The organism is Paenibacillus sp. 37 (assembly GCF_008386395.1).
GTDB classification, from domain to species: Bacteria; Bacillota; Bacilli; order Paenibacillales; family Paenibacillaceae; genus Paenibacillus; species Paenibacillus amylolyticus_B.
Map to the genome: position 1 here is coordinate 2,622,458 of NZ_CP043761.1, position 19,911 is coordinate 2,642,368.

Genomic DNA, 19,911 nt, shown 5'->3' on the forward strand with positions numbered 1-19,911 from the left:
AACCCAATGACTTAATATCTGTAAAATGGAATGACATATATGATCCACCAGATGGTCATTAGCCGGTTTCCTTAAGGGAAGCCGGCTTTTGTCCCTGTGTTGCATATGGGTGGGTGTCAATAATGTCGGATGGTGTTTTTACCCAGTCAAGCAGGGAATAACAATACATATAACAGTACAGCTAAAGCGAGTCCAATCACCAGTAGCATCCATGTGAGAAACCGAATTAAACCGGTCGATGCCTGAAACGTCTGTTCATTGATTTGTGTACGCTTCCGATGATAGGCTGTTGCCGAATACACAATGATGGATATGCCGCCAATCAGAGAAGTGATACCCGTAATAATCGCCGCAATATGTGCAAGTTGATCATACGCCGACGAATTGAAGCCAAATCCGGCAGCAAGAAAGCCGATGCCCGCCATGGCAATACCGGTGCTTACCCAAGCCAGAAAAGTTCGCTCGTTAGCCAGATGTTGTTGGACATACTTGGAATCGGTAGTGGTTAGGTCTTTGTCTGTTAACGAAATGTGAATCAACCCCGTTCATTAGATATACGGCTTCATTGTACGTTGTTTTTATTGCAAAACCAAGAAAAGGAGTCTGAATGTATGCCTCGCAAAGAACGAATTACAGAAATAGAGAGTTTAAGGGGAATCGCCTTTGCCGCAGTGGTTCTCCAGCATTCCATCGCACATTTCTCTCTGGTCCCGGAAACGAGACTGGAGGATGGGGTGTTACTGGCCATACTGCTGATGCTCTCCAAATTTGCAGTTCCTTTATTCATATTCATAACAGGTATGGTGCTGTTTTATAACACGGGAGACAAGCTGCATTACGGCAAGTTTATGAGAAAAAGAGTAACCGACGTGATCGTGCCTTACCTGATCTGGTCACTTATTTATTTTACACTTGCACCGCGGGGTTGGACCGGATTTGGATGGAATGACATCCCAGACCTGGGTCTGAAGTTGCTTACGGGCAAAACGACTTCACACTTTTGGTACATCATTATGTTGATTCAGTTTTATCTGTTATTTCCGCTCTTTTTGCGAGCCATTCGTTATGTATATAACCGATATGAGGCCAAGGGGCGCTTGATCGCATTACTGATTTCTGGTGTGGTGTATCTTGTACTTGCGGATCAATTAAGAAACATCGCCAAGGTCATGGAATGGCTGAATATCCCGGTGCTGAGAGATGCTTTTACAACGTATGCAGATCGGAATTTCCTCTATTTCTTTATTTATTTTGTGCTTGGTGCCGCAGCGGGGTTATCCGTGCAGCACTGGAATGAATGGATTCATCGATTACGCTGGATATACTGGACAGTGTTTATTGTTCTGGGTCTGCGGTTTACATATCTATTAATGCTGGAGTTTCAGAAGCCGGAAGGAATCAAAATTACGTTTTACACAGTCAGCTTGATCCGCCCTGATATGGCACTCTTTCTGATCGCTTCCATTATGGTCATGTACCAGTTGGCCGGAAAACTTCATAACCTCAGGGCTACACGATTGCTGGGATGGATTGGTGGTGTATCGTATGGCGGTTATCTGATGCATATGTTGATGCTGCGGTATAGCTACATTCCGGATGAGTTGTTCTATGTTGCTATGGGCTTGAACCCTGTCGTTCGAATGACCATCACCTGGTTGCTCGCTCTTACATTATCCTGTGTAGTGACATGGCTTATCTCGCGTGTAAGCTGGGGCAAATGGATTGTGGGAACCGTACCGAAGTCTGTTCGCGATAAATGAATCCATCAACATATGAAAAATTCACAACAGAATCACAGCTTTACAGGATCGTACAGGGTCTATGCCGATATTGGAATTCAGGATTCAGCTATGCAGGAAACAGCATTCAGGACTACAGATGTAACAGCCTTTATAATTCGATCGAACGACTCGCTGGGTTCCTGAAATAAAACAAACTTTCCAATACTATTTAAAATTTCATTACATGAAAAATTCACAACAGAAAACCTTTTTCCGTGCTTCCCCCAGCTTAACGCGTATTCACACGATTTCTTTCTCACCTTCTTTAAAGATGGATAAAAGGCAGACCAAGCGGAGAAAGATGGCAGAACCCGAACATAAGTTTTATAATACTAGATATATAGGTTCTGACAGGAGGGGAATGAACGTGGCTTTTATGATTGCACAGCGGGCATTTATCAAGCTGTATCTGATTACGATGGTTGAACAGCACAGGGGGTATGGTTACGAAATGCTGGAGGCGATGAAGCAGGAATTCAAAGACTACGGTTATGTACCACCCCAGAGCGAGGTATATCGGGCACTGCATGAATTGGTCCAGCAAGGTGTTTTTTATCGCACGAAGAAGCTGAAGGGCAATGATCCGAAGGTCGATTTTCAGGAAATCGTTTTATATCATTTCACGGATGATGGTGCGGAGAAAGCTGAGTTATACAAGAAACAGGTCAAAACGGATCTGGATCGTTGTCTCGGCATGTTACACAAGGCAGAAGAGGACAATTACGGTACGAAAGGAAGATGAGCATGAACAGACAGTTACAGTGGGGAGTACTCGGTACGTCAACCATTGCCAAGAATGCAGTCATTCCGGCGATCCAGCAGTCTGAACGTGGTGAGGTGTTGGCGATTGCCAGCCGTAGCAAGGAAAAAGCGGAAACCCTTGCCGAAGAACTGGGCATTGCCAGATCATATGGCAGTTATGAAGAGCTCATCGCTGATCCGGACATTGAAGCCGTCTATATTCCTTTGCCTAACCATATGCACAAAGAATGGACCATCAAAGCGGCACAGGCTGGCAAACATGTGTTGTGTGAGAAACCAGCTGCCCTGAATGCTGATGAATCGGCAGAAATGATTGAGGTATGTCATCAGCATGGCGTTCTTTTTGCAGAAGCGATTATGTATCGATATCATCCCAAGCACAGACGTGTGCAAGAGATTATAGCTAGTGGAGAGATTGGCATTGTCAGAGCCATCCATGGTAACTTTACCTGTAATACCGCTGATGACAAGGAAAATGTAAGGTTCAAAAGAGAGATGGGCGGCGGATCATTATTTGATCTTGGCGTGTATCCGATCTCGGCAGCCCGGATGTATCTGGGACAGGAACCGGAAGCGGTGACAGTTCACGCTCTATTCTCGGACGAGCATGATGGCGTGGATATGATGGCGTCGGGACTGGTAGAATTTCCGAATTCGGTTGCTTTAACTTTTGACTGTGGCATGTGGGCTTCAGGTCGAGCGGAGATGGAGATTCTCGGGACGGAAGGGCGGATTGAACTGCCAAAAGTGTTTGGCTGGGAAAACAGCGATATTCCACCTCAGATTATTGTACACACGGATTCGGTCAGCCGTGAGGAGCGTGTATCGGTGTCGAATTCCTATGTCCTTCAGGTAGAGACGTTTGCAACGGCTGTGCTTGAAGGAGAGGCCTTACCTTTCAGTCCGGAAAATACCATTCAAAACATGCGCGTTATTGATGCATGCCTGGAATCGGCTCGAACTCGTCAACGTGTGCAACTGATCGATTAGGTCAGCTCAGTTTAAACATACTAGAAAAGTAGACTCCATCTTCAGGGATGAGAGTCTTTTTTATGTCTTAAAATGTTACAATTATAATATTTTACAATTCAAACGTCTTTATTTGATATTTCTACCAAAATGATGTGATATAAATAGTCATGAGATGACTTGTTTACTATAATCTAGCAGAACGTAAAACTAGAAAGTTATAGCTTGCAGTATGCGTATCGTGACAACGTTCATCTACTTTGAGAGATCGGGAGGCCGGATTGATGAAAAAGTTGATATCCACCGCATTACTGGCATTGTTGTTAACGTTTGTTTTCCTCACAGGATCACAGTTCACTCCAGTCGCACAGCAGAAGGCAACTGCTGCAACATGTACCATCATCAATACGTTTACAGGTGTAGCAAACTATTTGAGTGCAAACGGAACGTTGCCATGTAACTTTATTACCAAATCACAGGCAACAGGACTCGGCTGGGTAGCGTCAAAAGGAAACTTGGCTGTAGTGGCTCCTGGGAAAAGCATCGGTGGGGACACATTTGGCAATCGGGAGGGACTTCTGCCTTCGGCAAGCGGACGTACATGGCGCGAAGCGGATATTAACTATACTTCCGGCTTCCGTAATTCGGATCGGATTGTGTACTCCAATGATGGACTTATCTACAAAACGACAGATCACTATGCATCATTTACACGCATGAAATAGAGGAAGGAGCAGCCATGATTACCGTGATTCTGGATGGAGAAGACTTTGCGAGTAGCGCTGAACTTCATCAACAATTAAAGGACAAGCTGAAGCTGCCGGATTTTTATGGCGGTAATCTCGACGCTCTGTGGGATTGCCTGACGGGTACGATTGAACTTCCACTAGAGCTAAAATGGACCAACTACCAAATCAGCGAAGAACGACCGGGGAATGAAGCAGGCTGGGTACGCGATTTGATGTTGGAGGTACAGGCTGAACAGGCTGGATTTCAATTAAGTGTTGAGAAGTAGCAGCAATAAAGGCAGTTCAAATACATTCCATCCCGAGCAGACCACTTGTGGTCTGTTTTTTTGTGTTAAAGGAGGTTGTCCAAAAAGGTTGTTCAAAAAGTCTTTTTGTCGATTACGAATCAACTGAAAGAAGAGCGAGTTTTTTACTTTGCCTACTTAGCGTTAAAATTATTTTCACGGAGGTATTGATTTCTGCACAATTTACGTTAAAATAAAATTAACATGAAAAATATTTTAACGTTGAGGAGAGAAAAAGAATGAATGATAGCTCAGCAGTTGGCAAGCAAGGTATGGGTGAGTTAATACGAATCAGACCGTACATGCAATTTATGCTTAGTAAAGTGGTATCCAGATTTGGTGATTCGATTGACTCGATTGCCTACAGTTGGATGGTATACATTCTAACCGGTTCGAAAGTGTTGATGGGTACGTTGCTGGCGGTGAATTTTTTGCCCAATATCCTTCTGGGTCTGTTCGCCGGGGCTTTGGTTGATCGCATGTCTCCCAAAAAAGTGATTGTGATTACGAATACGGGGCGCGGGTTGTTGGTGGGTATTACAGCTCTGCTGTTTGGATTGGGCCAACTTGAAGTCTGGCATCTGTTTGTCATGACAATTCTGAATTCTTTGCTGGAATGCTTCACTAGTCCTGCGGAAGTATCAAGTGTCCCCCGATTGCTTCCCCCATCGATGCTGCTTTCGGGTAATGCGATGTCCTCTTCCGCAACCAGAGTGGCCGAACTCGCAGGACTTGCAGTGGCTGGTGCCCTTATTGCTACAATAGGCATTGCCTGGACGATCCTGATTGATGCGGGGTTGTTTGCGCTAAGTGCTTTAATTATGAGCCGAGTGGGCTATCCTGAAGGTTCAACATCTGCTAACAATGAAGATAAAACAACAATGGAAATAGATTCTCTTCCTTCCGACAAAAGTAGCATATTCTCCGAAATGGCGGAAGCTTTTCATTTTCTCCGTAAACATGCCTTATTGTTAATTGTCTCCATCCTGTTTGCCTTCGTTAATTTCTGCCTGATGCCGTTTAATGTTCTCCGTACACCCTATGTCATTGAAACGTTGCATGCTGGCGCTGGGGGATTAAGTCTGCTCAGTGGGCTGATGGTGGGAGGCATGTTGCTTAGCGGTGTATGGTTGACACAAAGGGGAGCGAATTATCGTAAAAGTGTGCTGGTCATCAGCGGTATTGTCATGTTGGGTCTCAGTTATGCGATGACGGCACTACCCGCTTATATGACTTCCTTCCAACTGCCGGTTGCAGCGGCCTTTTGTCTACTGATGGGTATGGGGATTCCGCTGGCTACAACACCGCTGGCAACCTATCTTATGGAAGTTACCCCTTCGGAGATGCTGGGCAGAGTGTATGCCCTTCAGAGTATGCTCGTCTTGAGTGTTGCACCACTTGGGAGTCTGGTTTCGGGAGCACTTGCAGATTGGATGACCATGCCTGTTCTTTTTATCGTCTTTGGGATTATGCTTGCCATGTCCGCAGGTATGCTGTTATTTAGCAAAAGCTTTCGGAGTGCGATGTGAAGGATATTTAGAAAGAAACATGATCTGATTTTTTGATAACATGTCATCGCCAGCTTACTTTGACCGAAGTCCTGACGCAGCGGTATAATAGAGATATCGATGGACAACAGGTACCCCGGAAATGAGGATACAGGGATGGCGCACAAGGTTCTTTCAACAATTGAAGAAATTAAAATCTACTCCGATCCTTATCGGATACAGATTATGAATATGTTTAACAAGCAGGGCAGACCATCCACTGTCAAAGAGATCGCCGACCAGATGGGTGAGGTGCCAGCCAAAGTTCACTATCATGTAAAAAAGCTGGAGAAAATTGGTCTGCTGACGATCGTTTCCACACGTGAGATTAATGGGATTATCGCAAAATATTATGAACCATTCACCGGAGAGATCCATCTCCGTCATGAAGATGAAGACAAGGAAAACTCACCATTGAAACAGGTGTTTCGGTCCGAGACGCTCAAATTATTAAATGAGATGTTCGAACAGAGTCGTCAGCGATTCATGCATCAGGCGGAAAACGAAGACCGAATGTTTCTCTCGGACATTACGCTGTACGCCACCCGAGACGAAGTAGAGGAGTTGTATAAAAACATCATAAAACTCTGTGAACCCTATACAACAAAAGAGAATCGACAAGGGGAACATGAGGTCTTTCAGTTATTTTCAGCACTTTCTAAACCTATAGTGAAAATACCTGCTTCCAAGACAGATGCAAAAGAGAAAAAGAAAGCTACGTCTGATAAGGGCAAATCAACTCCGAAAACCTCTCGATCTGTGTCGAAGCGGCAGGGATCTGCATCATCTGGTCGTGAGTCGGAAGAATAAACGGATGGAATACATGGGTTCAGCCTTATCACTGGAAGCCAAGTAACCGCAAACGTGAGAGACTGCTTAGGAGAAAACTAGAAAAAGCCGCCCAATGGCGGCTTTTTAATGCGTGATAAGGAAGGCTAATGGTGGAGCAGCCTATGGAATCCAATTCAATTTTGACGCTTACCGTTTCAGTTCATAACGAAGTTACATGTTCTCATCGTAACCCTTCACATCACGTTTGGCTGCGGTTGCGGGGGAATTAGATGTGCCATATTCTTCGACAGCTTCCCAGGCATCTGCGTTGTCGAACTTGCCGGCCCGCTGCTGTCTTCCTTCCCCAGCACCACTCGGAGGCATGGTCATCACTTCTTCTTCAACGGGCCGATCGTTGCTGATCTCCCGGTTAGGTGTGTCGTCAATACAGTAAGCCGTATAGGGGATAGCTTCAAGTCGATCGAAGGGAATATCTTCGCCGCACGTTACACAGGTTCCATATGTACCTTGCTCCATACGTTCCAATGCGTCGTTCACTTGATTGAATTCGTCTGTTAATGTATCGTCGATCGCCAGATCACGGCTGCGTTCAAATGTTTCCGTACCGGCATCTGCCGGATGATTATCGTAGGAGGACAGCTCACCGGTTGAATCTTTCAGCGACTGGGCCGGAGCACCGTCTTCCATGCTGGATTCAAAATGACGCTGCAAGTTTTCACGTTGCTCCAAAAGGGCATTTTTCAGTATTTGATGTTGATCTTTAGTTAATGTACTCATAAGGACATGCTCCTTTCCCGTTGTGGGGTGTAGTGAGTCTTTACCCGAAATGGATGAAAAGCAATCATTTTCGTGAGGAATAGGGCTGTATCGTTTTATATCTGACGGATTATGTGTTATAAAAAATAGAGAGAGAAAATGCCGTATGTTCTTCACAGGAAATAGAAACACGGCTTGGCTTATAATGGAGGTTGTCAATATGGATGAACATATGAAACGAAGATTGGATAAACAGAGACAATTGTTTAAACAATTGGGAGTGCAGCTAGATGCGTTATCGATACATGAAAAACAATTTAATTATAAACTTCGTGGTTATGATCCGGATGAGGTAGATGCTTATCTTGACCTAGTCATCAAAGATTACGAACGTTTCTATGCCAATATTGCAGATCTGATGGACAAATGGCAAGAACAGCAGTTAACGATCCGAGATCTCAAGTCGTCCGCGAAACCGGTGGAAGATCCAACCAAGATTGATCGCAAACAGCTGGATGATATTGTGAAACAACTGGAATATAGTGTGCGACAGCTCAAGATCAGAGCACGTCCCGAGAAGGATCTGTTCTCTGAATAAAATCAGCATGACTAGGATTATATTAAATAAAGGTGGTTAATCATGAGTACTCATTTTTCGGTCAGTGTGCATTGTTTGTTGTTATTGTCACTCAGCGCGCCTGAACGAATCACGTCTGCACATATTGCAGGTAGTGTGAATACCAACCCTGTCGTCGTCAGACGTATACTGGGCGGGCTGAAAAAGGCAGGATTAGTGAACTCTTCTCCTGGAACAAGAGGTTTCTACCTGGCGAAGCCATCAAGTGAAATCACATTAGACATGATCTATCAGGCTGCGAAGGACGAAGGTCCATTGTTCCCGATTCACGGCAATTGTAACCCGGATTGTGAAGTGGGCTTGCATATAGACAGCTTGCTGACCAATCTGTATCAGGTTGCGGAGTCCAAGGTGGAGCAATTCTTCGCATCCATTACCCTTGAAGATATGGAACGTTCCAGTTCCCAGATGTTAGCTGTCCCATCGCAGTCAGAGTAGATTGTAATAAGACGAAGGAAAGGTGGGTTGTTATATGAAAATTGTAGTCATCTCTGATACGCATTTATCTCGTAAATCACGCAAGTTACCGACTCAGCTCCTTAATGTATTGCCGAGTGCGGATCTCATTCTTCATGCCGGTGACTGGTCGGATTGGAGCGTATACCCATTGCTTAGTGAGTATGCACCAGTTGAAGGGGTAGCTGGTAATACGGACCCGTCCGAAATCGCTGAAAAACTGGGATATTCCCGTATTGTTGAAGTGGAAGGACTTCGTCTGGGTCTTGTACACGGTCATCTGGGATCAAAGGGTACGGAGCAGAATGCAATTCATACCTTTGTAGGCCAGCATGTGGATGCTGTGATTTACGGACACTCACACATCCCGGTGATGCATACCGTCGACAACACGCTGGTATTTAATCCGGGATCACCTACAGATCGGCGTTTCCAGAAACAATACTCATTTGGCATCATGACAATAGATCAGGGGAAACTACAGGCTGAACACGTGTTCTTTGATCGGGATTAGAGAGATATGATTTCATCCTATATATAGTTATGGTACAAGACATCTTTGAACAGAATTGAATTCTGTTCCAGAGATGTCTTTTTTTGATTTTTGATCACATCATTCTCTTGAGAAGTTATCTCTGAATGGGGAATGTGCTCTGTTCGTTATCTGTCATTCATCTGTTGGCGTTTGCCCCTATGGTGACGTTCGCCGGAGTGATACAATGCCTTTACGACATGAAATGAATACGTTTACATAAGGAGATGGATCATGATGAAACTGTCTGTATTCACCGTGGCTACCCCTGATCTGAATGCAGAGGAATTGGCATCGGCTGCGGCAGCAGCGGGGATTGATGGAATAGAGTGGCGTTTCCGCGGAATTCCTGAAGATGCGATATCCGAGGAGCCTTCTTACTGGAGGAATAATCGATGCTCCGTAGATCCGAGCCGCTGGGAAGAACAGGTTCCTGTTTTTCGTGAAGCAGCGCTAGGGCAAGGTAGAAAATCCATCGCACTTGTACCGTATCTGAACTGTGGAGATCTGTCTGCCACCGAGCAGGCGTTTCAGGCTGCAGCTGGGTTAGGAGCATCTATGATGCGTGTGGGTGTTCCTGGATATGATCGCAAGACCAGTTATCCTGAGTTGTATCGTCAAGCCGTTGATTACCTGAGTGAAGTACAAGATCTGGCCAAACAGTACAACGTCAAGGCGACTGTAGAGACGCATCACCTGACAATTGCACCGACGGCATCGCTGGCCTATCGGCTTGTGCAATCGCTCGACCCGCTGCATGTGGGTGTATTGTACGATCCAGGCAATATGGTGCATGAAGGCTATGAGAATCATCGGATGGGGCTTGAGCTGCTAGGTCCGTATCTCGCTCATGTGCATGTGAAAAATGCCGGGTGGTTTGAACCAGAAACGAAAGATTCGCAAAAGGCTAATATGACTGGGAAGAGTAGCGGATTGGCTCTGAATACAGCCTGGAAATGTCAATGGACCCCCCTGACTGAAGGCATGGTCGATTGGGTACAGATGGTGCGGGATCTTCGTGCCGTCGGGTATGAAGGATATTACGGCATTGAGGACTTTAGTGGAGCCTTGGAATCCAAGGCGATGTTACAGCATTTTGCAGACGTTTTTGCCGAAATTGAGCGTCGTGTGGACGAGGAGGAGCAGTCATGAGTATCGTACGAGTAGCGGTGATTGGTATTGGAAATATGGGAGCAGCTCATGCCAGAACATTGGTTGCCGGAGAAGTACCGGGTGCAGAATTGGTCGCCGTATGTGATGTAAGAAGAGAGATGGAGAGCTGGGTTTCGAGTCATCTTCCGGCTACGGTCACCTATTGGCAGGATGCAGAGCAGATGATGGCTTCGGGTACGATTGATGCGGTCATTATTGCAACGCCGCACTACGATCATCCCGAACAGGCGATTCAGGCTTTCCAGCATGGTTTGCATGTCATGATCGAGAAGCCAGCAGGCGTGTATACGAAACAGGTACGCAAGATGAATGAAGCGGCCGTAGCCAGCGGTAAAGTCTTTTCCATGATGTACAACCAGCGGACCAATCCACTCTACATTAAACTGAGAGACTTGATTGCGTCGGGGGAACTGGGAGAGGTACGTCGTACCAACTGGATTATTACGAACTGGTACCGATCCCAGAGTTACTATGATTCCGGCGGCTGGCGGGCAACTTGGGCAGGGGAAGGTGGCGGTGTACTGATTAACCAGGACCCCCATCAATTGGATCTGTGGCAGTGGACCATTGGCATGATGCCGGTGCGAATGCGTGCTTTCTGTTCGTTTGGCAAGTATCGGAATATTGAAGTGGAAGATGATGTAACGGCTTATGTGGAGTATGAAAATGGCGCAACAGGTGTGTTCGTAACCACGACAGGTGAAGCACCAGGTACCAATCGATTCGAGGTTAACGGAGACCGAGGTAAAATCGTGATCGAAGATGGAAAACTTACGTTCTGGCGACTTCGAGAATCTGAGCCGGAATTCAATCAGCGGTTTACCGGAGGTTTTGGAGAGCCAGAATGCTGGAAATGCGAGATTCCAATTACAGGTGTGGAAACGGGGCATCCTGGCCTGATTCGCAACTGGGTTGACTCGATTCGTACAGGCGCACCACTCATTGCTCCTGGTGAAGATGGTATACACGGATTAACATTGTCGAACGCGATGTTGCTGTCCACCTGGACGGATAACTGGGTGGATCTGCCGATCGATGAGGATCTGTTCTACGAGCATTTGCAGGAACGCATTGCTGGTTCAACGACGAAGAAAGACAAGGCATTCAGTGGCAGTCAACCTGCTGATTTGAGTCAGACGTTTAAATGAAGACGATTTGTTATATAAGACGAGTTCATGTAATCATAATTTTATAATAAGGATGGGATGACATGGCTAAAGACGGAATGTTTTATGCACCAAAAAGTGTTACAAAAGAGGTCGTATGTGGTCCCGGTGAATTCACCATTGCTGCTGTTGCGCTGGATCACGGGCATATTTACGGCATGGTTGGAGGATTGTTGGACGCTGGAGCTACCCTCAAGTGGGTATATGATCCGGACCCGGCGAAGGTAGAGGCATTTCAGAAGCAGTTCCCACAGGCTCAAGTCGCTGGATCTGAGGCAGAAGTGCTTGCAGATGATGAGGTGTTATTGGTGGCGAGTGCAGCAATCACTTCAGATCGTGCGCCGCTTGGCATGAGAGTGCTAGCCGCAGGCAAGGACTATTTTACAGACAAAGCCCCATTTACGACGCTGGAGCAATTAAAGCTTGCACGAGAAGAAGTGAAGCGAACAGGCAAAAAGTACATGGTGTATTACAGTGAACGATTACATGTAGAAAGCGCGATCTATGCGGGGCAGCTCATTGAACAAGGAGCAATCGGCAAAGTAGTGCAAGTTATGGGTACAGGCCCGCATCGCCTGAATGCCGGAGGAAGACCCGACTGGTTCTTCAAGCATGAGCAGTATGGCGGTATTCTCTGCGATATCGGAAGTCACCAGATCGAACAATTTCTGACGTTTGCATCATGTACGGACGCTGAGGTAGGGTTCAGTCGTGTGCATAACTTCAATCACCCACAGTTCCCGGAACTGGAAGACTTCGGTGAAGCTTCACTGATTGGTGACAACGGAGCGTCGGGTTACTTCCGAGTGGACTGGTTCACACCGGATGGTCTGGGCACATGGGGGGATGGGCGTACGGTTATTCTCGGAACAGACGGTTATATCGAGTTGCGGAAGTATATCGATGTAGCGAGAGAGCCGGAAGGTGATCAAGTCTATCTGGTAAACCATGAGGGCGAGTTTAGATACAGTGTAAAAGGCAAGGTCGGTTATCCTTTCTTCGGCCAACTCATTCGCGATTGTCTGGATCGTACCGAGACCGCCATGACACAGGAACATGCATTCAAAGCGGCAGAACTCTGCCTGATTGCACAACATAAAGCGATGAGTGATCGCGTGGTGTGGAGTAGTGGAGCGAAGTAAATGTTTTAGGTGAAGGGGAGCACAGGTTGATTACTAAAGGTTATCCGTTAAGTTGAGTGAAGAAAGAGCAGCCCAAATGTTAAACTGGATCCCAAAGGTTAGTCTTTTCTAACAAATGGAGCAGTTCGCACTGGGGCTGCTTTTTTAAGTATGTTCGTGACTTCGCAGATGGATTAATCTGGGTTATATTATATGTAGTTCGGATATTGTTTGAAAAGAGAGGTATTTACGAAGTTCGTAGATGTGATGTTATGAGAAAGTGATGTAGACATTGTATAGAGGGAGATTATTCTAGATGATTCGAAATACAGTAAGAGCATTGATTATTCAGAAAGACAATCTTTTATTAATAAAGAAAAGGAGAGCAAATATAGGTATTTATTATGTACTACCTGGAGGAGCTCAAGAAGAGAACGAAACATTGGAACAGGCGTTAAGTCGCGAGTGTATGGAAGAACTGGGTATTGAAATATCGAGTAGTAGGTTAGTTTGTGTAAGAGAATACATATCGCGCAATCATGAATACTCTTTCATAATGAAGGAAGTTCATTCTATTGATTTTATTTATGAGTGCAACAATCAATTCCTAAATAATGAATTAAGAAGCCTACAAGCTGATGTTGGACAGGTTGGGATTGAATGGTTACCCATTAATGAAATTAAGAGGACAGTGTATAGGCTAGAAGAATCTTTAGAACATTATAAATTTCCTAGAACAACCAATGAATTCTTTAAAGAATATTTTTCGGATCAAGTAATAAAACCATATTCTAGCGTAATATTTGAAAGTAATCCATAGAAGACATCACCATCTCATAACACCATATTCACGCATCGGGCATTCGCCCTCGGTCGCCAAGAGAGATTTCGGGGAAGCTGAATCAGGCGTCAACCCTGCACTGGCTAAGTCCGTCGGACCCGCGCTTACGCGCTTAAGCCAGTGAGGGTTCGTGAATACACAACGTTATACGAAAATTATTATCCAAAAAATACAATTAAAACAAAAGGAGAATTTCATTTGAATAGAGTACTTCCTTCCAAATACTGGGCTTTTAGTTTCGGGAAAATTCCCAACATTACCTTCTTTGCAATCTTTTTACATGGGGTATGAAGATGATGAAACAATTAATGTAGAAGATGGATATGATACCAAAACAGAAAGACTATTTTGGATTCGTCATAAGGATTTAGATAAAATGTTATCTATTGTAGGGGAAAGCAATTTTTTTTCATTTCATCGCGTATTTTTGAGCTATTATGAAGCGCATTTCAAATTAAATTATTTTTGGATTCATCGAATTTTCAATGAAAGTGAACAGACAAGAGAACCTTTGAAAATAGCTGAAATAGAAACCATGTTAGAAACTCAAGATATACAGATTGTTGATTCTGGAGCTTTGAAGTATGCCAACCACATTTTAAACGCAGGAACAAAGATACATGTAAAAGAAAACCATTTCAAAGAATACTTATGGGCAACCCAAATGAATGAACTTCTCCAAGCTTATAACTTATCGAGCTTTGAGAGCGTAACAATCCAAAGTAATGATATATTAAAGAGCTCTTACTTGTTCAAAGGAGCATTAGTAAAAAAAAGAAATTAGCGTAGTGTTATATGAGTGGGCTAATATATATAGTTACACACAAACTGATTTTATTAAAAGAGTAAGTAACATTTTGGAAGTAATAAAAAATGATATTGAACGCAATAAAGAATCATATGATGAAAAAAGCACAAGGCCATGGGTAAATAATTTAGTTTATTTCTTAAGTAAGCAAGTTAATGACAATAATTATTATAAAGGATGTTTTTTTGGTGTGTTTAATGCTTCAGACCTGTTTGGTCCCTACTCCCGTCATGGGAGTGCTGAGATTAAAAGCATTAAAGGAGTGAACAATCAACAGAGTATGGATTGTAAAACTATTATAAATGAGTGGAGAAACAACGGAATATTGCCTAGCGATGAACAGTTCATGAAGCTGTTTAAGTTATGGTACTTTACTACCTCCTACTTAGTAATTAACTGGTTAAGACTACCTCACTTTTCTGCTAAATAATGCGTGTAAGCATGACTTAGTTTATGCAGTTTTGTCACGCTGGAAATTATTAAGATTTTATAATCTAGTAGAGGGCTTTAAGAAGAGATACCATCGTATAACATAATATTCACGCTGCGGACATTCGTCCTTGGTTCGGCGTTCGCCGGACACCCGACATGCGTCGGGTCGTGAATACAAGAACGTTAGGCGAAATTCTTAAAATCAAATATGTTTAAATCATCAAAACACAAACTTGGAGGTGCAAGTAAGAAAAATGCCTAATTACTTAGAATATCAAAAGTCAATTGCCAAGGAATTTAAAGCGCACGAGTTACGTGTTCGGCACCTTATCGACGATGCTAATTGGGCAGAAGAAGGACGATATAAAGAAATCATATTAATGAATTATTTAAAAAGGATTCTTCCCAAAAACCTCTCCGTAGGAACTGGATTCGTAAGGAACAAAAATCGCATAACCAAGCAGATAGATCTCATAATTTATGAGAATAATATACCACCTATTTTTTCAGAGGGAGATTTTATTGTTACAACTCCAGAAAATGTGATAGGTATCATCGAGGTTAAGAGTTCAATAGAACCTTCCAAATTATTAGAAATAGTTGATAAAGCTAACGAGAACGGTCTTATTATTTCTAATGGACGTGACATTTCAATATTTAATGGGGTTTTTGCATATAGCGAAGTTAAAAGAAAAGACCAAGCTTATCAAAGTTACATGAAAAAGTTTTTTGATAATAAAATTGTACAACGTGATCACTTTAATGAAATTTTACCGAAAAATTTAAAAGTTTGTGTTAATAATATTTGCTTAGGAGATAGAAGGTTTATTAAATTGTGGCCGTTTAAAGAAGAATATGATGAGTTCTTTGCAGAATATAGTTTTTATAAATTACCAAGTGGATTAGGTATATCTTATTTTTTATCTAATTTACAAGAGTTTATTTTACGTAGACAACTCGGGAATTATAGTGATCCTTTAGAATCGCATTATAAAGATGTTTATTATCCTCTCCCAGAAGGCAAAGAAGTTCATAAGATGTATTTTGAAAAGTTTAAAGTATTATAAAAATAACTACGAAAATCGCCTAACAATATATTCACGCTGTGGGCATACGCCCTTGATCCGGCATTCGCCGGACACTCGACATGTGTCGAGTCGTGAATACGGGAACGTTATACGCAACCCCTTAAGAATGTTAAACCATGCAACCATTTAATAACAAATAATAAATATAGGTGAAAGAATACATTTACAGCGTAGCAGTTGAAACCAGGATGAACGGAATATTAGAAGGTGTACCATATAACAATAAATTTCTACATCGTTAGTTATGCTCCTTGGTCATTATGAGGAATACCAGAGAAGCGGATTTATAATAAAGTGCAAACTAAAGAATATTTCTTTTATGCGAAAGAGAGGATCAAATGAATTATCATTTTGGTTTTTCATGGAAGGGTCTGCTAATCTTTTTATTGCCAATGATACCAAATATATTTTATTTTTTAATTCCTGCGTCAGATATATCAGGAAACAATGCAAATAGCCATTTGATTTTAGATGTTTTGGAGCACGGAAGTCAGGCGATATTTTTCTTTCTTCTGATATTTGTTGTAAGAGAACAAGCATCTGAAATGCGATGTCCGTATATAATTGGTATGCCAATAATGTTGATTTTTTATTATGGGCTATGGATATTGTATTTTACAGGCAACGCAAACTCGATTATTTTTTTGGGGATGGCCGTTCTCCCGGTAGTATATTTTATATTAGCTGAGATTTGGCTTCAAAATTATCTGGCTATTATACCAACAGTACTTTTTGGTATTGTGCATGTCATTAATACATATTTGTCTATTGCGAATTAAAGGGAGGACAACAATTCTCTTAAATTTTGATTGTGCGTTCAACATGTATTCTATTTCAAGGATTAAGTCCCGAATGGTGAAGGTGTACGAGAGTAAATGAGGGGATCTTTCCTATGCGGAAACGGATTTAATAGAAGCAAATGATAGAACCAAAAGATAAAACACATAAAGACATATTAAATACATAAAACACACCAGACATATAAGGATGTGGAATCGAAGAAGGGGCAGCGTATAACAATGCATTTTTGCTTCGTCGCTGACGCTCCTCGGTCTTCAAGAGGGATTTCGGAGAAGTGGAATCAGGCGACGCATCAACCAGCTAAGTGGCAAAGCTACCCGAACCTCCGGTCCTTAAGCCGTTTGGACGTCAGAAATGCGCAACGCTATACGCAATACACTAGAGTCAAGAAGAAAAACTAAAGAACAATAAAAAGAAGAAACATAATAAAACTTAAATGAAGGTGATAATTATGAAAGAATGGGACTATAGTAAGCCTTGGTTCCATGGCTCGCCATTTAAAGAAAAATTCAATTCAGATACGAAGGAGCACCAGATGATAAGTTATAAACCATTTCAAAAATTATTGATTGACAGGGAGATTAAGAAGCAGGATTTATTGAAAATGACGGGGATTTCATCGGCAACGATGGCAAAGCTCAATACGAATGAGTATGTATCGTTAGAAGTAATTGATAAATTATGTACGGCATTGGGATGCCAGCCTGGAGATCTATTGGAGCATATAGTAGATCAATGATGGTTGATGATTACTCAAAGATGAGATTCCGTCGTATAACATAGTATTCAAGCAGCGGCTCCGTCGGAGCCTTGATCTGCCAGAAGGATTTCAAAGAAGCATTTTAGCAGACACATCCGACTTTGTCGGACGTCATGAATACAACAACGTTATCTGACATAAAACTGTTACATTTTAGGAGCAAATAATGAATATCACTTTCTCGAAATGGGTGCAATATTATCGAAGAAATAATCAAAACCTCAAATATATTCATTGGGATGACAACTATAAATTAACAACTAATGAAAGAGAAATAATCATTAAGTCAATTCAACAGTTTCAATTAGGAGAAAACTCTGAAGGTAAACATCTAATTAAACGTGCGCAAGAATATGTACATCAGACACAAGATCAGGATTACTATGAAGCGCTTATAGAATTCATTAAAGAAGAACAGAGGCACGCTAGAGATCTAGGCAGATTTATGAAGGTACAGGGAATCCCACTCCTTCGTAGACATTGGGTGAACAATGTATTTAGAAGATTACGTCGATATGCGAGTTTAGAACAATCAGTCATTGTTCTATTAACCGCTGAGATCATTGCTAAGTTGTACTATAAAGCTTTGCAAAAATCTACAAAGTCAGAAGTATTAATCGATTTATGTAATCAGATTTTAAGTGATGAGGAGAAACATGTTCAGTTTCAATCCGAAACACTTCATAAATTTGCTCAAAATAGAAACGTCTTCTTTAACAGAATAGTTTATACCCTTCGTAGAATTCTTTTTGAAGGAACGCTAATTATAGTGTGGTATCAACATAAGTCTGTATTTAAAGCTGGGGGATATAAACTCAAAAGTTATTACTATGAATGCCGTCATGAGTTTAACTTAACAAAGAAGATTATAACTAATTCACAGTAGAGGCTTACGTCAGTTAACATTATATCCAAGCTTTGGGTCCTGACGCTCCCTCGGTTAGCCCGAAGGGAATTGGCAGGGAAGTGTAATCAGGCGGACACATCCGCACGGACTAACCGCATCGCGGCCGCCCCTAACGTGGTTTAAGTCGGTGGGCGTCGTGGATACAGTAACGTTATAGGAAATTAGCGTATAAAAATACAAAATAAAATTATTCAAACTCTGAATAGGAGTGAAATCATGCTGGAAGCGGTTATTTTCGATATGGATGGTACACTATTTCAAACAAACAAAATCTTAGAGTTATCGTTAGAAGAAACGTTTTCTATCTTGAGGTCTCGTAATGAATGGTCGAGTGAAACTCCAATTCAAAAATATCGTGAAATTATGGGAGTTCCTCTACCAGTAGTTTGGGAAACGTTATTACCGAACCATTCAAACGAAATCAGACGAGTTGTAGACGAAATCTTCTTGGAGAAGTTAATTGCAAATATTAATTATGGCAACGGTGCGCTTTATCCGCATGTCAAAGAAATTTTTGATTTTTTAAAACAGGAAGGCTGCTTAATTTTTATTGCAAGTAATGGACTAATCGAATACCTCAATGCTATCGTTAACTGTTACAAGTTAAATAATTGGGTCACAGAAACCTTTAGCATCCAGCAAATAGAGACTCAGAATAAGGATGACTTAGTTAGATACATCCTTATGAAATATCACATCAGCAACGCTGCTGTAGTTGGCGACAGGATTTCTGATATCAAAGCAGCAAAAAACAATGGATTGAAGGCTTTCGGTTGTCGATTTGACTTTGCCCAAGAATGGGAGCTTAAACAAGCGGATTATATTATTGATGATTTACTTGAATTGAAAAAATATATTTAACATCATGGGAAGTGGAATAATTTGTGAAGTATTTTCGAATAAGACGCTGACATCATATAACATCATATCAAGCAGCGGCTCCTCACGGAGCCAGGATTTCGGAGAGGAATTTCAACAGACAACCCCTTGGGGGTTCATGAATACGGGAACGTTATGTCCATAAGAGCTTTAAAACATAATGACACTTTTTGGAGGTTAATTGATGGGAGCATGGGGAACTGGAATTTTCGAGAACGATGATGTATTAGATTGGAAGGCAGATTTACTTGATTCTGATGACATCGAATTAATTGAAGAGACGATTGAAGAAGTACTAGAAGAAGATTATATTGAGTCAGATTTAGCTTCCAATGCTTTAGGCGCAATTGAGATCCTTGTAGCATTACAAGGTAATCCTGGGAAAGAAATTTTGAAAAATCAAAGTAATACAGAGGATCTATATGACTGGATCAATAGACATAAAGGAAAAGGAAAAAAACTCATTTCAAAAGCTAAACGAGCAGTTAAGAAAATTAAGAAAGATTCAGAACTAAAAGAGCTATGGGAAGAATCAGAAGAATACCCAATCTGGTTAAATACAATAAATGACTTAGAAAATCGATTGTAAAGAAATGGATAGCTTTTCGAGAAGAGGGAACTTCACATAACAAATATTGAAGTTGCGGTTCCGTAGGAGCCTTGGTCTGCT

The 19,911-nt window shown here is 42.2% G+C and carries 24 protein-coding genes; 22 read left to right on the forward strand and 2 right to left on the reverse strand.

The window, feature by feature from the left end; genetic code table 11:
* Positions 1-146: 146 nt before the first annotated feature.
* Positions 147-539 carry a YidH family protein gene (locus tag F0220_RS11845; RefSeq protein WP_223199913.1) on the reverse strand — a complete coding sequence of 131 codons (393 nt, stop codon included), beginning with the start codon at positions 537-539 and terminating at the stop codon, positions 147-149.
* A 72-nt stretch (positions 540-611) separates the two neighbouring features.
* Between F0220_RS11845 and F0220_RS11850 the strand changes: the two genes are divergently transcribed.
* From F0220_RS11850 to F0220_RS11880, 7 genes are all read left to right on the forward strand, one after another.
* Positions 612-1,760 carry an acyltransferase gene (locus tag F0220_RS11850; RefSeq protein WP_105598240.1) on the forward strand — a complete coding sequence of 383 codons (1,149 nt, stop codon included), beginning with the start codon at positions 612-614 and terminating at the stop codon, positions 1,758-1,760.
* 388 nt (positions 1,761-2,148) lie between these two features.
* Positions 2,149-2,523, forward strand: coding sequence for a replication termination protein (locus F0220_RS11855; RefSeq protein ID WP_036609188.1), 375 nt, complete (start codon positions 2,149-2,151; stop codon positions 2,521-2,523).
* 2 nt (positions 2,524-2,525) lie between these two features.
* Complete coding sequence (locus F0220_RS11860) at positions 2,526-3,533, forward strand: Gfo/Idh/MocA family protein (protein WP_076318555.1); 1,008 nt, start codon at positions 2,526-2,528, stop codon at positions 3,531-3,533.
* Positions 3,534-3,796: 263 nt separating this feature from the next.
* Entirely contained in the window at positions 3,797-4,237 is a 441-nt protein-coding gene (locus tag F0220_RS11865) for a ribonuclease (protein WP_105598243.1), read from the forward strand.
* Between the two features lie 14 nt (positions 4,238-4,251).
* Positions 4,252-4,527, forward strand: a complete 276-nt coding sequence (locus tag F0220_RS11870) for a barstar family protein (protein ID WP_149846525.1) — start codon at positions 4,252-4,254, stop codon at positions 4,525-4,527.
* A 257-nt stretch (positions 4,528-4,784) separates the two neighbouring features.
* Complete coding sequence (locus F0220_RS11875; RefSeq protein ID WP_149846526.1) at positions 4,785-6,074, forward strand: MFS transporter; 1,290 nt, start codon at positions 4,785-4,787, stop codon at positions 6,072-6,074.
* A gap of 135 nt (positions 6,075-6,209) precedes the next feature.
* Positions 6,210-6,902 (forward strand): ArsR/SmtB family transcription factor, encoded by a 693-nt coding sequence (locus F0220_RS11880; protein WP_091017179.1) that lies wholly within the window; start codon positions 6,210-6,212, stop codon positions 6,900-6,902.
* Between the two features lie 192 nt (positions 6,903-7,094).
* On the opposite strand, the gene F0220_RS11885 is transcribed toward F0220_RS11880, so the two are convergent.
* Positions 7,095-7,661: a TraR/DksA C4-type zinc finger protein gene (locus F0220_RS11885; protein ID WP_149846527.1), complete on the reverse strand. Its 567-nt coding sequence runs from the start codon at positions 7,659-7,661 to the stop codon at positions 7,095-7,097.
* A 199-nt stretch (positions 7,662-7,860) separates the two neighbouring features.
* Between F0220_RS11885 and F0220_RS11890 the strand changes: the two genes are divergently transcribed.
* From F0220_RS11890 to F0220_RS11960, 15 genes are all read left to right on the forward strand, one after another.
* The gene (locus F0220_RS11890) at positions 7,861-8,238 is read left to right on the forward strand and encodes a DivIVA domain-containing protein (RefSeq protein ID WP_017689054.1); all 378 of its coding nucleotides are present in this window, start codon (positions 7,861-7,863) and stop codon (positions 8,236-8,238) included.
* Between the two features lie 42 nt (positions 8,239-8,280).
* On the forward strand, positions 8,281-8,715 hold the full coding sequence (locus tag F0220_RS11895) for an Rrf2 family transcriptional regulator (protein ID WP_149846528.1): 435 nt from the start codon (positions 8,281-8,283) through the stop codon (positions 8,713-8,715).
* Between the two features lie 34 nt (positions 8,716-8,749).
* On the forward strand, positions 8,750-9,247 hold the full coding sequence (locus F0220_RS11900; protein ID WP_149846529.1) for a metallophosphoesterase family protein: 498 nt from the start codon (positions 8,750-8,752) through the stop codon (positions 9,245-9,247).
* A gap of 255 nt (positions 9,248-9,502) precedes the next feature.
* On the forward strand, positions 9,503-10,417 hold the full coding sequence (locus tag F0220_RS11905; protein ID WP_149846910.1) for a sugar phosphate isomerase/epimerase family protein: 915 nt from the start codon (positions 9,503-9,505) through the stop codon (positions 10,415-10,417).
* Positions 10,414-11,586 (forward strand): Gfo/Idh/MocA family protein, encoded by a 1,173-nt coding sequence (locus F0220_RS11910; protein WP_149846530.1) that lies wholly within the window; start codon positions 10,414-10,416, stop codon positions 11,584-11,586. Before F0220_RS11905 ends, F0220_RS11910 begins: the two co-directional genes overlap by 4 nt.
* Positions 11,587-11,648: 62 nt before the next feature.
* Positions 11,649-12,746, forward strand: a complete 1,098-nt coding sequence (locus F0220_RS11915) for a Gfo/Idh/MocA family protein (protein WP_149846531.1) — start codon at positions 11,649-11,651, stop codon at positions 12,744-12,746.
* A gap of 295 nt (positions 12,747-13,041) precedes the next feature.
* The gene (locus F0220_RS11920) at positions 13,042-13,545 is read left to right on the forward strand and encodes an NUDIX domain-containing protein (protein ID WP_105598251.1); all 504 of its coding nucleotides are present in this window, start codon (positions 13,042-13,044) and stop codon (positions 13,543-13,545) included.
* Positions 13,546-13,846: 301 nt separating this feature from the next.
* Complete coding sequence (locus F0220_RS11925) at positions 13,847-14,350, forward strand: hypothetical protein (protein ID WP_149846532.1); 504 nt, start codon at positions 13,847-13,849, stop codon at positions 14,348-14,350.
* A 4-nt stretch (positions 14,351-14,354) separates the two neighbouring features.
* On the forward strand, positions 14,355-14,804 hold the full coding sequence (locus F0220_RS11930) for a hypothetical protein (RefSeq protein ID WP_149846533.1): 450 nt from the start codon (positions 14,355-14,357) through the stop codon (positions 14,802-14,804).
* Between the two features lie 241 nt (positions 14,805-15,045).
* On the forward strand, positions 15,046-15,873 hold the full coding sequence (locus tag F0220_RS11935; protein WP_149846534.1) for a DUF6602 domain-containing protein: 828 nt from the start codon (positions 15,046-15,048) through the stop codon (positions 15,871-15,873).
* Between the two features lie 359 nt (positions 15,874-16,232).
* Positions 16,233-16,673 carry a hypothetical protein gene (locus F0220_RS11940; RefSeq protein WP_149846535.1) on the forward strand — a complete coding sequence of 147 codons (441 nt, stop codon included), beginning with the start codon at positions 16,233-16,235 and terminating at the stop codon, positions 16,671-16,673.
* Between the two features lie 557 nt (positions 16,674-17,230).
* Entirely contained in the window at positions 17,231-17,434 is a 204-nt protein-coding gene (locus F0220_RS11945; protein WP_105598464.1) for a helix-turn-helix domain-containing protein, read from the forward strand.
* Positions 17,435-17,621: 187 nt separating this feature from the next.
* Positions 17,622-18,341 carry a ferritin-like domain-containing protein gene (locus F0220_RS11950; protein WP_149846536.1) on the forward strand — a complete coding sequence of 240 codons (720 nt, stop codon included), beginning with the start codon at positions 17,622-17,624 and terminating at the stop codon, positions 18,339-18,341.
* Between the two features lie 237 nt (positions 18,342-18,578).
* Positions 18,579-19,223, forward strand: coding sequence for an HAD hydrolase-like protein (locus F0220_RS11955; protein WP_149846537.1), 645 nt, complete (start codon positions 18,579-18,581; stop codon positions 19,221-19,223).
* 202 nt (positions 19,224-19,425) lie between these two features.
* The gene (locus tag F0220_RS11960) at positions 19,426-19,830 is read left to right on the forward strand and encodes a DUF4259 domain-containing protein (RefSeq protein WP_105598256.1); all 405 of its coding nucleotides are present in this window, start codon (positions 19,426-19,428) and stop codon (positions 19,828-19,830) included.
* Positions 19,831-19,911 lie beyond the last annotated feature (81 nt).

Excerpts from the sequence above, each read along its gene's own strand:
- F0220_RS11850 (WP_105598240.1), top strand. The coding sequence starts at position 612 with ATGCCTCGCAAAGAACGAATTACAGAAATAGAGAGTTTAAGGGGAATC.
- F0220_RS11860 (WP_076318555.1), top strand. The coding sequence starts at position 2,526 with ATGAACAGACAGTTACAGTGGGGAGTACTCGGTACGTCAACCATTGCC.
- F0220_RS11865 (WP_105598243.1), top strand. The coding sequence starts at position 3,797 with ATGAAAAAGTTGATATCCACCGCATTACTGGCATTGTTGTTAACGTTT.
- F0220_RS11870 (WP_149846525.1), top strand. The coding sequence starts at position 4,252 with ATGATTACCGTGATTCTGGATGGAGAAGACTTTGCGAGTAGCGCTGAA.
- F0220_RS11875 (WP_149846526.1), top strand. The coding sequence starts at position 4,785 with ATGAATGATAGCTCAGCAGTTGGCAAGCAAGGTATGGGTGAGTTAATA.
- F0220_RS11880 (WP_091017179.1), top strand. The coding sequence starts at position 6,210 with ATGGCGCACAAGGTTCTTTCAACAATTGAAGAAATTAAAATCTACTCC.
- F0220_RS11885 (WP_149846527.1), bottom strand. The coding sequence starts at position 7,661 with ATGAGTACATTAACTAAAGATCAACATCAAATACTGAAAAATGCCCTT.
- F0220_RS11890 (WP_017689054.1), top strand. The coding sequence starts at position 7,861 with ATGGATGAACATATGAAACGAAGATTGGATAAACAGAGACAATTGTTT.
- F0220_RS11895 (WP_149846528.1), top strand. The coding sequence starts at position 8,281 with ATGAGTACTCATTTTTCGGTCAGTGTGCATTGTTTGTTGTTATTGTCA.
- F0220_RS11900 (WP_149846529.1), top strand. The coding sequence starts at position 8,750 with ATGAAAATTGTAGTCATCTCTGATACGCATTTATCTCGTAAATCACGC.
- F0220_RS11905 (WP_149846910.1), top strand. The coding sequence starts at position 9,503 with ATGAAACTGTCTGTATTCACCGTGGCTACCCCTGATCTGAATGCAGAG.
- F0220_RS11910 (WP_149846530.1), top strand. The coding sequence starts at position 10,414 with ATGAGTATCGTACGAGTAGCGGTGATTGGTATTGGAAATATGGGAGCA.
- F0220_RS11915 (WP_149846531.1), top strand. The coding sequence starts at position 11,649 with ATGGCTAAAGACGGAATGTTTTATGCACCAAAAAGTGTTACAAAAGAG.
- F0220_RS11920 (WP_105598251.1), top strand. The coding sequence starts at position 13,042 with ATGATTCGAAATACAGTAAGAGCATTGATTATTCAGAAAGACAATCTT.
- F0220_RS11925 (WP_149846532.1), top strand. The coding sequence starts at position 13,847 with ATGGGGTATGAAGATGATGAAACAATTAATGTAGAAGATGGATATGAT.
- F0220_RS11940 (WP_149846535.1), top strand. The coding sequence starts at position 16,233 with ATGAATTATCATTTTGGTTTTTCATGGAAGGGTCTGCTAATCTTTTTA.
- F0220_RS11945 (WP_105598464.1), top strand. The coding sequence starts at position 17,231 with ATGATAAGTTATAAACCATTTCAAAAATTATTGATTGACAGGGAGATT.
- F0220_RS11950 (WP_149846536.1), top strand. The coding sequence starts at position 17,622 with ATGAATATCACTTTCTCGAAATGGGTGCAATATTATCGAAGAAATAAT.
- F0220_RS11955 (WP_149846537.1), top strand. The coding sequence starts at position 18,579 with ATGCTGGAAGCGGTTATTTTCGATATGGATGGTACACTATTTCAAACA.
- F0220_RS11960 (WP_105598256.1), top strand. The coding sequence starts at position 19,426 with ATGGGAGCATGGGGAACTGGAATTTTCGAGAACGATGATGTATTAGAT.